The organism is Chloroflexota bacterium (assembly GCA_015478725.1).
Classification (GTDB): Bacteria; Chloroflexota; Limnocylindria; order Limnocylindrales; family CSP1-4; genus C-114.
Map to the genome: position 1 here is coordinate 163,077 of JADMIG010000001.1, position 12,933 is coordinate 176,009.

Annotated in this window: 11 protein-coding genes and 2 pseudogenes; 10 read left to right on the forward strand and 3 right to left on the reverse strand. The window is 70.9% G+C overall.

All coding sequences use genetic code 11. The features are described 5' to 3' along the window. Window positions 1-53 precede the first annotated feature (53 nt). The 4 genes and pseudogenes from IVW53_00735 (at window position 54) to IVW53_00750 (ending at window position 4,449) form a co-directional block, all read left to right on the forward strand. A complete protein-coding gene (locus IVW53_00735; protein ID MBF6604097.1) occupies window positions 54-1,307 on the forward strand; it encodes an FAD binding domain-containing protein in 1,254 nt (417 codons plus the stop codon). Between the two features lie 5 nt (window positions 1,308-1,312). Then, complete coding sequence (locus tag IVW53_00740; GenBank protein ID MBF6604098.1) at window positions 1,313-3,682, forward strand: carbon-monoxide dehydrogenase large subunit; 2,370 nt, start codon at window positions 1,313-1,315, stop codon at window positions 3,680-3,682. Then, window positions 3,595-3,924 (forward strand): annotated as a pseudogene (locus IVW53_00745) (XdhC family protein). Before IVW53_00740 ends, IVW53_00745 begins: the two are co-directional and overlap by 88 nt. 54 nt (window positions 3,925-3,978) lie before the next feature. Next, a pseudogene (locus tag IVW53_00750) lies at window positions 3,979-4,449 on the forward strand (XdhC family protein). Between the two features lie 36 nt (window positions 4,450-4,485). Here IVW53_00750 and IVW53_00755 read toward each other — a convergent pair. Continuing rightward, the gene (locus IVW53_00755) at window positions 4,486-4,641 is read right to left on the reverse strand and encodes a hypothetical protein (GenBank protein MBF6604099.1); all 156 of its coding nucleotides are present in this window, start codon (window positions 4,639-4,641) and stop codon (window positions 4,486-4,488) included. Window positions 4,642-4,769: 128 nt separating this feature from the next. Here IVW53_00755 and IVW53_00760 point away from each other — a divergent pair, with 128 nt between their 5' ends. From IVW53_00760 to IVW53_00775, 4 genes are all read left to right on the forward strand, one after another. Beyond that, on the forward strand, window positions 4,770-5,210 hold the full coding sequence (locus IVW53_00760) for a carbon monoxide dehydrogenase subunit G (protein MBF6604100.1): 441 nt from the start codon (window positions 4,770-4,772) through the stop codon (window positions 5,208-5,210). 49 nt (window positions 5,211-5,259) lie between these two features. Then, window positions 5,260-5,898: an MBL fold metallo-hydrolase gene (locus tag IVW53_00765; protein MBF6604101.1), complete on the forward strand. Its 639-nt coding sequence runs from the start codon at window positions 5,260-5,262 to the stop codon at window positions 5,896-5,898. Between the two features lie 107 nt (window positions 5,899-6,005). Next, window positions 6,006-6,563, forward strand: coding sequence for an RNA polymerase sigma factor (locus IVW53_00770; protein MBF6604102.1), 558 nt, complete (start codon window positions 6,006-6,008; stop codon window positions 6,561-6,563). Window positions 6,564-6,585: 22 nt separating this feature from the next. Beyond that, complete coding sequence (locus IVW53_00775) at window positions 6,586-8,361, forward strand: hypothetical protein (protein ID MBF6604103.1); 1,776 nt, start codon at window positions 6,586-6,588, stop codon at window positions 8,359-8,361. A 7-nt stretch (window positions 8,362-8,368) separates the two neighbouring features. Here IVW53_00775 and IVW53_00780 read toward each other — a convergent pair whose 3' ends face one another. Both IVW53_00780 and IVW53_00785 read right to left on the reverse strand, forming a co-directional pair. Beyond that, window positions 8,369-9,397 carry a GNAT family N-acetyltransferase gene (locus tag IVW53_00780; protein MBF6604104.1) on the reverse strand — a complete coding sequence of 343 codons (1,029 nt, stop codon included), beginning with the start codon at window positions 9,395-9,397 and terminating at the stop codon, window positions 8,369-8,371. Window positions 9,398-9,470: 73 nt separating this feature from the next. Beyond that, complete coding sequence (locus tag IVW53_00785) at window positions 9,471-9,704, reverse strand: hypothetical protein (GenBank protein MBF6604105.1); 234 nt, start codon at window positions 9,702-9,704, stop codon at window positions 9,471-9,473. 433 nt (window positions 9,705-10,137) lie between these two features. Between IVW53_00785 and IVW53_00790 the strand changes: the two genes are divergently transcribed. Then, a complete protein-coding gene (locus IVW53_00790) occupies window positions 10,138-11,001 on the forward strand; it encodes a hypothetical protein (protein MBF6604106.1) in 864 nt (287 codons plus the stop codon). Between the two features lie 460 nt (window positions 11,002-11,461). Next, on the forward strand, window positions 11,462-12,931 hold the full coding sequence (locus tag IVW53_00795) for a magnesium chelatase (GenBank protein MBF6604107.1): 1,470 nt from the start codon (window positions 11,462-11,464) through the stop codon (window positions 12,929-12,931). The last annotated feature ends 2 nt before the right edge of the window (window positions 12,932-12,933 follow it).

Below are 12,933 nucleotides of genomic sequence, written 5' to 3' on the forward strand. Positions count from 1 at the left end.
GTCGGCGCTCGACGGGCATCAGGTCATCGCGTACCGAGGAGGTCTAGGCGACCATGATCCCTGCGGCATTCGAGTATGTCCGGCCACCGAGCCTCGCCGCGGCTCTGCGGGTCCTCCGCGAGCGGGAGGGCGGGGCGAAGCTCCTTGCGGGCGGATACAGCCTCCTGCCGCTGCTCAAGCTCCGCCTCGCCCAGCCGGGCATCCTCGTCGACCTCCGCGATGTCGACGGACTCGACGGGATCGTCGAGACGGAGAGCGAGCTCCGGATCGGTGGCCGCGCCACCCATCGGCGGATCCACGAGGATCCTGCGGCGGCCCGCTACTCGATCGTCCATGAAGCGGCCGGCGGCATCGGCGATCCGCAGGTCCGCAACTGGGGGACGATCGGCGGCTCGTGCGCCCATGCGGATCCATCGTCGGACTGGCCGGCCGTCCTCCTCGCGACGAAGGCGACCATCGTCTGCCGCAGCGAGACCGGGGAGCGGATGATCGCCGCCCGCGACTTCTTCCTCGATACGTTCCAGACCGCGATCGAACCGACGGAGATCCTCACGGAGATCCGGTTTCCGCGGCCCGGACCCCGGACCGGCGGGTCGTACCAGAAGCTCGAGCGGCGAGCGGGCGACTTTGCGACCGTCGGCGTGGCCGTCAGGGTCCAGCTGGGAGCGGACGGGCGGGTCGCCGATGCGGGCATCGGCCTGACGGCCGTGGCCGACACGCCGTTCGCGGCGACGGACGCGGAGGCGGCCCTCATCGGAACGGACGGCGGTGATGCGGCGATCGGGGAGGATCGCGAGATGAGCACCCAGCACATCACCGTCACCGTCAACGGGGAGGCGAGGGAGGCGGAGGTCGAGCCGCGCCTCCTCCTCGTGCACCTCCTCCGCGACGTGTTCGGCCTGACCGGGACCCATATCGGCTGCGACACGAGCAACTGTGGCGCGTGCACCGTCCTCGTCGACGGCGAGAGCGCCAAGTCGTGCACGATGCTCGCCGTCCAGGCGGACGGCCGGGCGGTCTCGACGATCGAGGGCCTGGCGAACGGCGCCACCCTCCACCCGCTCCAGCAGGCCTTCTGGGACCAGCACGGACTGCAGTGTGGCTTCTGCACGCCGGGCATGCTCATGCAGGCGTCATGGCTGCTCGCCGGGAACGCCGATCCGTCCGAGCAGGAGATCCGCGAGGGGATCGCCGGCAACCTCTGCCGCTGCACGGGGTACGTGAACATCGTGAAGTCCATCCAGCAGGCGGCCGCCGTGATGCGCGCCGCCGACGAGACGCCGGCCGAGCCGGCGGCGGCGAGGTAGTCGAGATGGCAGAGGTCGCGACCCACACGACGTTCGAAGTCGGGGGCATGGGCCATTCCGTCAAGCGCAAGGAGGACCCCCGCTTCATCCAGGGTAAGGGCACGTACATCGACGACATCGTCCTGCCCGGCATGCTCTGGCTCGATATCGTCCGGAGCCCGTACGCTCACGCGACCATCAAGGGCATCGACGCCTCCGAGGCGCTGAAGATCCCCGGCGTCCTCGCCGTCATCACCGGCGCCGACCTCGAGAAGGCCGGCCTCAGCTGGATGCCGACGCTCGCCGGCGACAAGCAGATGGTCCTGCCGACGACGACGGTGATGTACCAGGCGCAGGAGGTGGCGGCGGTCGTCGCGACGAGTCGCTACATCGCGGCGGATGGCGCGGCCGCGGTGAGCGTTGACTACGAACCGCTCCCGGTGATCGTCGACCCGCACAAGGCGCTCGAAGCCGACGCGTTCGTCCTGCGACCGGACCGTGGCCCCGATAAGGCGAACAACCATATCTGGCACTGGGAGTCGGGCGACCGCGGCGACACGGATGCGGCGCTCGCCGCGTCCGAGGTCCGGGTGAGCGAGGACATCTACATCCCGCGGATCCATGTCGCGTCGATCGAGACGTGCGGCTGCATCGCCGACTGGGATCCGATCAACAGTCATCTGACGCTCCACATGACGAGCCAGGCGCCGCACGCGATCCGGACCGTCCTGGCCCTCGTTTCGGGGCTGCCGGAGCACAAGATCCGGGTCAAGACCCACGACATCGGCGGCGGGTTCGGCGGCAAGGTACCGGTCTATCCGGGCTACGTTCTCGCGGTCGTCGCCTCGCTCACGACCGGCAAGCCCGTCAAATGGATCGAGGACCGCTCGGAGAACCTCCAGGCCGACTCGTTCGCCCGCGACTACCACATCCACGCCGAGCTCGGCGCCACGAAGGACGGGGTCCTCACCGGGCTCAAGGTCCGCACGATCGCCGACCATGGCTACACGGACGCCGCCGCCGACCCGTCGAAGTTCCCGGCCGGCCTCTTCAACGTGATCACCGGCTCGTACGACCTGCAGCACGCGTTCGTCGAGGTCGACGGCGTCTACACGAACAAGCCGCCCGGCGGCGTCGCGTATCGTTGCTCGTTCCGGGTGACGGAGGCGGTCCACGCGATCGAACGGATGGTGGACATCCTGGCCCACGACATCGGGATGGATCCGGCCGAGCTGCGGATGAAGAACTTCATCCAGCCCGACCAGTTCCCGTACCACACGCCGACCGGCTGGGACTACGACTCGGGGAACTACCCGGCCGCCCTCCAGAAGGCGATGGACATCATCGATTACGCGGGCCTGCGGCACGAGCAGGCCGAGAAGCGCGCCCGCGGCGAGCTCATGGGCATCGGCATCAGCAGCTTCACGGAGATCGTCGGGGCCGGCCCCTCCCACACGTTCGACATCCTCGGCATCAAGATGTTCGACAGCTGCGAGATCCGGGTCCACCCGACCGGCAAGGTCATGGCCCGGATCGGGGTCCAGACCCAGGGTCAGGGTCATGAGACGACGTTCGCCCAGATCATCGCCGAGGAGCTCGGCTTCCCGGTCGCCGACATCGCCATCGAGTACGGCGACACGGACACCGCGCCCTACGGCCTCGGCACGTACGCGAGCCGCTCGACACCGGTCGCCGGCGCGGCCACGGCCGTCGCCGCCCGCAAGATCCGCGACAAGGCGCGGCTCCTCGCCGCACACCTCCTCGAGGCGAGCCCGGACGACCTCGAATGGACGAACGGCAAGTTCAGCGTCAAGGGCAGCCCGGAGAAGAGCAAGACGATCCAGGAGATCGCCTTCGCGGCGTACACGAATCACCCCCAGGGGATGGAGGCGGGGCTCGAGGCGGTCGACTACTACGACCCGCCGAACCTCACCTTCCCGTTCGGCAGTTACATCTGCGTCGTCGACATCGACCGGGGCACCGGCCAGGTGAAGGTCCGCCGCTTCGTCGCGGTGGACGACTGCGGCAACATCATCAACCCGATGATCGTGGACGGCCAGATCCACGGCGGCCTGACGATGGGCTTCGCGCCGGCCCTGTACGAGGAGATCTCGTACGACGACAACGGCAACAACCTCGCCGGGACGTTCATGGACTACCTCCTCCCGACGGCGGTGGAGACCCCGCACTGGGAGACGGACAAGACGATCACCCCCTCCCCGCATCACCCGATCGGGGCCAAGGGCGTCGGCGAGTCGGCCACCGTGGGGGCGCCTCCGGCGATCGCGAACGCGGTCGTCGATGCCCTCTGGCATCTCGGGGTCCGGAACATCGACATCCCGCTCACCCCGCCGAAGATCTGGAAGATCCTCAACGAAAAGGGAGTGGCGACATAGGGGCGGTCCGCCCGCGGGCGACCTTCGCTCGCATCGCCGAGCTCGCCGCAGCCGGGCGACCGTTCGCGGTCGCCACGGTCGTCGCCGTGCGCCGGCCGACGTCCGCGCGTCCCGGAGCCCGGGGGATCGTCCACCCGGACGGGACGATCGAGGGCTGGGTCGGCGGCAGCTGCGCCCAGCCGCTCGTCGTCCGCGAGGCGCTTCGCGCCCTCGCGGACGGTCAGCCGCGCCTCCTCCGGATCTCGAAGGAGCCGGCCTCGGATCCGCGCCGCGGCGACGGCATCGTCGACGAGGTGATGACGTGCCATTCCGGCGGCACGCTGGAGATCGCCGTGGAGCCCGTCCTTCCCGCTCCCGCCTTGTGGGTCGTCGGCACGACACCGATCGCGGGCGCACTCGTCGCCCTCGGCGCGACGGCGGGCTTCGACGTGACCGTCGTCGACCCGCTCGCCGACCCGGAGACGTTCGCCGCCGCCACGAGGATCGTGCCCGAGGCGGACCTCGAGGCGATGGGGCAGGGGAACGGCGCCTACGTCGTCGTCGCGACCCAGGGCCAGTGGGACGAGGAGGCGGTCGCCGCCGCGCTCGCCCGGGACGTGGCCTACGTCGGCCTCGTGGCGTCTCCCACGCGCGCCGCGACCGTGCGCGCCTACCTTCGCGACGAGGGCATGCCGGACGAGCGGATCGCCGCGCTCCGCGCCCCGGCCGGCCTCGACCTCGGGGCGGAGACCGCCGAGGAAGTGGCGATCTCCATCCTCGCCGAGCTCGTCCAGGTCCGACGAGGCCGGGCCGCGTTCGTCGCCTCACCCGGTCCGGCGACGCTCGCCGGCGTCGAGCGTCCCTCGCCGGTGGATGCGGCCGCGGACTCCCGGGCGATCGCCCCGGCGGGCGGGCTCGAGGACATCGTCCTCCTCGATCCCGTGTGCGGGATGACCGTCGACCGTGCGTATGCCCGTCATCTCGCCGAGCACGACGGCGTCGTCTACGCGTTCTGCAGCGTTGGTTGCCGGGCGCGGTTCATGAAGGACGCCGCGGCGTACGTCCCCTCGAGGACGGCGTCGGGCGCCTGAGCCCAGCCGGAGGAAGCATGCAGTTCTCGGGAACCGTCGACATCCGCGCCCCTCGCGAGAAGGTCTGGGCCTTCCTCATCGACCCGGACAAGGTCGGCTCGTGCGGGCCGGGCGTGGAATCGATCGAGGTCGTCGATACGACCCACTTCCGCGCCCGGGCGAAGGTCGGCGTCGGCTTCATCAGCGCGAAGTTCGTCGTCGATCTCGAGCTCGCGGAGTTGGACGCCCCGAACAGGGCGGTCATCAAGGCCCACGGGCAGGCGCCCGGCAGCGCGGTCGACGCGCTCGCCACGATGATCCTCCGCGACGGCGCGACGGGCGTGACGACGATGGACTGGTCGGCGGACGTGAACATCGCGGGCACGCTCGCGAGCGTCGGGGCGCGGCTCATCGATGGGACCGCAAACAAGATGATCGGCCAGTCCTTCGACTGCATCCGGACGAAGCTCGAGGCCTGATCCGCCTCGGGCGGGCCGGTCCGATGCCCACATCGACGGACAGGTACCGATGGAACGCCTGATCCGTGCCGTCGGCCCGATCGCGACGAACGTCCACATCCTCGCCGACACCCGCACGGGCGAGGCCATCGCGATCGACACGGCGATCCCGTCGCTTGCATTCGTGACGGACGAGCTCGCCGCCCGCGGCTGGACGCTCCGGCTCATCGTCTCCACCCACGGTCACTGGGACCACATCGGCGACAACGCCACCATCGCCACTCACACCGGTGCGCCGATCGCCGTCCACCCGCTCGATCGCGGGCGGCTCGAGCGACCGGACCGCGGCATGGCGCCGTTCGACATCCCGCCCTCCGTGCCTGCCGTGGAGCTCGCCGAGGGTGGCATCGTCCGCTTCGGCGGGATCCACCTGGAGGTGCTCCACACGCCGGGTCACACGGAGGGATCCGTCTGCCTCCTCGATCGCGAGACCGGGACGCTGTGGAGCGGCGACACGCTCTTCGCCGGTGGCTGGGGTCGGGTGGACCTGGTGGGCGGTTCAGCGGAGGCCATGGCATCGTCGCTCGCCCGCCTCGCGCAGCTCGACGATCGACTCAGGGTCCTGCCCGGACATGGTCCGGAGACGACGATCGGCCGGGAGCGGGCGTGGCTCGACCTCGTTGTCACCGAGGGTCGATTGTTCGCCTGACGCCCCCATCGGTGCGGGGTGGCGCGGAGCCGGCTGATCATGCAAGGATCGTGGCCCGCCGTGCGTATGAGGAGCATGAGGATCCCGACCAAGGCCGACGCGGCGTCATGAACGACGACGATCCGCGGCGGGACGCGGTCGAACGGGCCTACCGGGCGCACGCCGATGACGTCTACCGCGTGGCGTATGCGATCCTCCGGGACCCCGACGCCGCGGCGGACACGACCCACGACGCGTTCGCCCGGGCCTATGAGCGGTGGGACCAGTACGACGCGAACCGTCCGCTCCGGCCGTGGCTTCACGCGATCGTCGGCCATCTGGCGCTCGACGCCCTCCGCCGACGCCGCGTCCACGAGCGGACGATGCCGTTCCTCCGGCACGTCGCGGAGATCGCGGCGATCGCGCCGATCGATCTGGCCGCGGGCCCGGAGATGGCGATGGCCCGTCGCGACACCGTCGACGTGGGCCTCGGGATGCTCAGCCCGACGGCACGGGCCGCGATCGTCCTCCGCCACTACTACGGCTACGACTACGTCGAGATCGGGACGTTCCTCGGCACGAGCGCCGGCAACGTCGGCTCGATCCTCAGCCGCGCCCACGCCGAGCTGCGACGGCGCCTTTCGGACGATGCCCCCGACGACCGACTCGGCCGTTCGGCGGTCTGACCACGCGACCACGGAGACGACGATGACGAACGATCGACCGCCGACCGACCCGCACCTCGACGACGACGCCCTGCACGACCTTGTCCGCAACGCCGTCGACGGATGGCGGATGCCGCCGGAGCGGCTCCACGCGACGACGTGGCGGGAACGGATCGGACCGCGTCCTCGTCGCTCGTCGTGGGGTCGCGATCCGCGCGGTGGGGCTCGCTGGCTCGGCCGCCTCGGGGCCGCCACTTCGGCGGCGATCGTGGCTGCCATCCTCCTCGCCTTCGTCGCGGTGTGGCTCGGTTCGAACCGGCCCGCGTCCGTCGGCGTCGCCGCGACGCATCCGCCATCCCAGGTCGCGGGTGCGGGGCGGACGCCCGTCCCGACCGCCAATCCCGTCTCGTTCCCGCCGGGCTCGTCGGGGCCGACTGCGAGTCCGTTGCCAGCCTTCGCCCTCTCCGGGCCGCCGCTCGCCGGCCGGGTGATCGCCGGGGCCGGCCAGGGGTTCGTGGCGATCGATCTCGCGACCGGGTCGGCGGGCGCCGATCTCGTTCCGGGTGCCACCTACGGTTCTCGGCTCTTCCATCGTCCGGGCGGTGGGTTGATCTGCGCCTGCCAGACGTACGCCTCAAGCGACTTCGTCAGCGGGACCATGACCATGACGATCGGGATCCGCGTCATCGCCGCCGCGGGCGGCACCGTGCAGCGGATCCCGGTCGAGACGCTCACCGGAAATGCGGATCCGTACGCCGGTGGGACCGACCCGGCGGGCGTTACCGCGACCGCCGACCTGAGCGCTGACGGGCGGACGGTCTACGTCGCCTGGTCCTACCGGACCAGTCCACTCTGGCACCTCGGGATCGACGTCGTCGATCTCGGGAGCGGCGCGGTCGTCCAGAGGATGCGGCTCGCCGATCGACCGTCGATCGTGTCCGGATCGCCGGTCGGACTGTGGTTCTCCGCCCTCCGGATCGCCCCCGACGGGTCGAGCGCGATGCTCTCGATCGCGGGCCTCGATGGCGCGGCGGGGGTCGAGCACGTCCTGGCGACGATCACCCGTGGCCGGATCATAGGGACGAACACCCTGCCGGTCCCGAGTGTGACGATCAGCGGTTCAGTCTGCACCGGATCGGGCACGGAAGGATGGGCGACCGCGCAGTCGTACTACGTCGTGTGTGGCGGACCGGCGTCCGGTTTCATGGTCTTCGACCGCGCCGGTCGCATCGTCGCCTCCCAGGTGTTCGCTGGCTCGGGACAGCCGTCCGAGACGTGGTTCGCGGGATCTGATGTCGTCGATCGGACCGCCGGCCTCCTCTATCACTGGGATCCGTTCGCCAGGACCCTCACCCGGGTCGACCTCGCGACCGGTCGGATCACCGGCACGGCGACCGCCGCCAAGGCGGATACGGGCGGCGGCGGGCCGCTCGGCGTCCTCGGCGATCTCGGCCGGACCATCGCGGGCTGGATCGCACCGCAGGCGACGGCGAAGGTCTTCCTCCAGCCGGGACTCGCGCTCGCGCCGGACGGCTCGCGGATCTATGCCCTCGGCGTGGCGTCGAGCGGATCGGGTTCGTCGGGCGTCGACGTCTTCGACACCCGGACGATGACGCAGCTCGACCACTGGGCGCCGGTCGCGGATCTCGGCTCGATCGCGGTGAGCCCGGACGGCAAGTACGTGTACGTCGCGGGCACGCCGGGCGGGAATTCCAGTCAGACGTACCCCGCCTCGCTCGAGGTCTACGACGCCTCCACGGGCGCGCTCCACCTCGTGGCGGGCGATCTCGGCTCCGACTACCTCGCGCTGATTCCCTGAGACGGGATCAGGCGCGCTCGAGCGACCTTCGCCAGGCGATCGCCCGCTGGACGGCGACGAATCCGAGGCCCTCGTACAGGCCGAGGGCGCCGCTCGGGTTATCGGCGTCGACGCCGAGTGCCGCCTCCGTGATGCCCCGGTCGCGGAGCCCGCGGCAGGCCGACCCGATGAGCGCGGTGGCCAGGCCCTGGCGGCGCCACGCGCGACGGACGCTCACCCGCTCGAGCCATCCCCGGCGCACGCCGAGGGCGGCGTTCTCCGCGGCGAAGACATAGGTCGCGACCACACCCGCGACCTCGTCGCCCGCCCAGGCGACGCGCCACAGGGAGAGGTCGAGGTCCGCGGCGGTCCGGATCTGCTCGAAGACGGCGTCGCCCCAGTCCCGGTGGCCCCAGTGGTCCTGGAAGGCCTCGACTTCGGCGTCGAAGACCTGGCGGAGGTTGGCGGGCGTGACGAGCCTGACCTCGATGCCCGCCGGGAGGGCGGTCGGCAGCGGCGCATCGAGATCGCGACGGAGCATCTCGAAGAAATAGCGGACGGGCGTGAAGCCCTCGGAGCGCATGAGCGCGCCGTGCCCGACGTTCGTCTCGGGAGCCCAAGCGCCGAGCCAGATCGGCTCGTCCGCGGGCAGCTCGTTGCCCGCCCGCTCCCGAGCACGTGCGACGCCGGCGCGGTGGAGCATCCGCCCGAGCCCACGTCGGCGGAGCTCCGGGTGAACGTCGCCGTGGAGGTCGTAGATCGCCTGTTCGTCCCGCCGCGCGAACCGCACCTGGACGGAGCCCACGATCCGGTCGTCCACCTCGGCGACGAGCACGTCGCTCGCTGGATCGAACCCATCCGGATGGTCGAACTCGCCTGCCCACTGGTCGATCGTCGGGATCATGTCGAACGAGTCGGCGAGGTTCGCGGCGGCGCTCAGAGCGACGAGGCCGGGCAGATCCGCGGGCCCGCCATACGCCCGGAACCGCAGGCCGGCGATCGCCCGTCCGTCGCCGACAAGACGTTCCATCCCGGTCGCTGTCGTCGTCTCGGTCATCGTTCCCTCCGTTGGTCCTTCGTGGCTTGGCCATCATCTCGGCAGGCTCGCCTGGTCCCGCCGGCTCGGACCGTCATCGGGTCCGAGCCGGCTGCGCGATCGGATCGCCGCCCGGGTCCGCCGCGAGGCGGGTCCCGAACGCGATCATCCGGTTGCCGAGCGCCCGGCGGAACGGGCGTCGAGCGCCCGCGGCGGTCGTACGTTCGTCCTCCGGCCGGCGCATCACTCGAGCGTCGGCGGCTGCCAGGATCTGGGCGTCCCGGCGCTCGCGCGCCAGGCGGAGGCGGATATCGGGACTGGTCTGCATGATCATCACCTCCCTTCGTCGGGATTCGCCGTGTCGTTGTCGGGGATGCCCGTCGTGAGCGCCGCGGGCATCGAAAAGCCGTGGACCCGGTCCGGGCCACGGCTCGTCGTTCGCGTTTCAGGGCGGCGGTCGCCGCCTGCGGCTAGCTCGAGAAGGGCACAGACCTCCCGTGATCGGCGGCCCGGATGGGCGCCGTCAGGTGAGGGACGAAGAGGCTGGTTCGCATCGTTCGGGGCCCTCCTTTCTCGACCGCTTCGTGGTCGGCTGGGCGCGCGATGTGGCGCCGGTGGCGGAGTCTACGCGGTGCGCCACTCGTGCGTCAATTCCCTGTACTCGGCGTGTCGATGGGCTGAGATTCTGTCACCCCTGACCTGGGCTGAGACTTTGTCACCCCGTGACGCGCCGGGGATGATGCGCGGCCTACGATTGCACCGTGCCATCCGACGGCTCCCCGGCCCGTTCTCGCCTGGTCGCGACCGTGTCCGTCGTCGACCTCATCCGCCAGGGCGTCCTTGATCCGTCGCTTGCCGGGCTCCTCTCGATCCTCGTCGAGGCCAGGCTCCCGCTCATCGTCGCGGCCGGCCCGCAGGGAACGGGCAAGACGACGCTGCTCGCGACGCTCCTGGGCCTGCTGCCGGAGGAGGTTGCGATCCATCCGCTCGCGGGGTATGCGGAGGATTTCGCCTGGCTGCCGGAGGCGCCGACCCTCGGCTGGCGGCCGCACGGATTCCGCGGCGTCGGGGTCGAGGTCACGCCTCTGCGGGCCGGAGGGCCGTCCGCCCCGGCGACGGCGGCTCCACTCGTCGGCCCGACGACGACCTGCCTCCTCGTCCATGAGTTCAGCGACCACCTGCCGGAGCACACGTGGGGTGAGCAGGCGCGCATCGCTGTCCGGGCCCTGAGTCTCGGCTACGGTCTCGGTGGGACGATCCATGCCGATTCGCTCGAGGATGTCTTCGCGGCGCTCGGCGGTCCGGACGTGGGCCTTACCGACGACGAGTTGTCGCGCCTCGGCGTTGTGCTCATCCTGCGGATCGTCCGCCATCCGACGAGCGGGGCCTGGGTCCGGCGCGTGGTCGCCGCCCACTACGTCCGTCCGGTCTCGCGTGACGCCGGTGGCCACGTCCAGCGGCTCGGGCCGGCCGTCCTCGCGACCTGGGATCCGCTGGCGGACCGGTTCGAGGACTTCAGCTGGGGAGTCGCAGCGGAGCTCGCCGAGCGGGTCGGGATGAAGACCGGGGACTTCGAGGCGGAGCACGCGCGGCGGGCGGCGACGTTCGCGAGGGATTCCGACTGACGGGCGGCGGTCGGCGCCCAATCCCTGCCGGCGACCAATCCCTGCTATTTCCCGCCTGCAGACCGTTATCCGAATAGATCCTCGATGAGGGATGCGCGCGGGCCGCGGTGACAGCCGACGTTCTCACGATATGAGCGGGTTTCTCACGACCTGAGAGGTCGGTGGCCCGCACGAGCTCGAGGCGTACACAAAAGGTCCGCCGATGCGGACCTCCATCCGGATAACGACCTCCTGGTGGTTGTTGGCCAGGATCCGCCCCGGCGCCAGGATCCGCCCCGGCGCGAGGATCCGCCCCGGAGCCAAGGCTTCGCCCCCGCGACCGATGGCAGCGACCGACGGCAACGTTGACGCTCCTTCCCACCGAGCGTAGGCTCGGACCTCCGACGCCACACGGCGCCACCCGACGCCCGCCACCGCCGCGCGCCATCTCTCCGCGGCATCCCGCACCCCGGAGCCCCCGATGACCGAACCGACCGCCACCGCGTCGACGACTCCCGAACCGACCGCCGCCCCGCTCCTCCAGACGCTCGGTCAGCTCCGCGCATCGGGCTGGCGCAGCCGCACGGTGAAGGAGGAGCTCCGCGCGAATCTCCTCGCTCGGCTCGGGGAAGGCGAGGCGGTCTTTCCCGGCATCATCGGCTTCGAGGAGACCGTACTGCCGGCCGTCGAGAACGCGATCCTCGCGGGGCAAGATCTCGTCTTCCTTGGCGAGCGCGGCCAGGCGAAGACCCGGATGGCGCGGCTCCTCATCGGGCTCCTCGATCCGTGGCTGCCGGTCGTCGACGGGGGCGAGCTCAACGACGACCCATCGGCGCCGGTCAGCGCGGCCGCCCGGGCGATCGTCGCCGCTCGCGGGGAGGACACGCCGGTGGCCTGGCTCCCGCGGGCCCGTCGCTACGGCGAGAAGCTCGCCACGCCGGACATCACCATCGCCGACCTCATCGGGGAGGTCGATCCCGTCAAGGTCGCCGAGGGTCGCTATCTCGCCGACGAATCGACGCTCCACTACGGACTCATCCCGCGCACGAACCGCGGGATCTTCGCGATCAACGAGCTGCCCGACCTCGCCGAGCGGATCCAGGTGGGCCTCCTCAACATCCTTGAGGAGCGCGACGTGCAGGTTCGTGGCTACACGATCCGGCTGCCGCTCGACCTCTTCGTCGTGGCGTCGGCGAACCCGGAGGACTACACGTCGCGGGGTCGGATCATCACGCCGCTCAAGGATCGTCTCGGGTCGCAGATCCGGACGCACTATCCACGGACCCTCGAGGATGAGATTGCGATCGTCCGCCAGGAGCGGCTTCGCTTCCCGGCCGACGAGGGTGTCCCGCCGATCGTCACGCCGGCGTTCATGGAGGCGCTCGTCGCCGAGATCACCCACCTCGCCCGGCGTTCGCCGGAGATCAGCCAGCGGAGCGGCGTCTCCGTGCGGGTGAGCGTCGCCAACGCGGAAGTGCTCGAGGCGGCCGCGCTCAAGCGGGCGATCCGGCTCGGCGAGCCCGCGGGCGCCCCCCGGGTCAGCGATCTCGGCGCCGTGCTGGCCTCCACGGCCGGCAAGGTCGAGCTCGAGTCCGTCGGCGAGGACGTCTCGGAAGAGCGCATCGTCGAGCGCCTCATCACGAAGGCGCTCCATGCGACGTTCGGGAGGCTCGTGGAGGCGGACACACTCGACGAGGTCGTCGGGGCGTTCGACGCCGGGCTCGTCGTCGAGACCGGCGACCGGGTCCCGTCGCGCGAGTACGTTCGCTGGCTTCGCGAGGTGCCCGGCCTGCCGGACGTGGTTCGCGGCCTCGGCGTCGACGATCGAACGGACGATCCGACGACCGCCCCGCTCGTCGCGTCGGCGGTCGAATTCATCCTCGAGGGACTGCACCTCCAGCGCAAGGTCAACAAGGATCGCGGCCCGGCCGGCCCCGTCTATCGCCGATGACC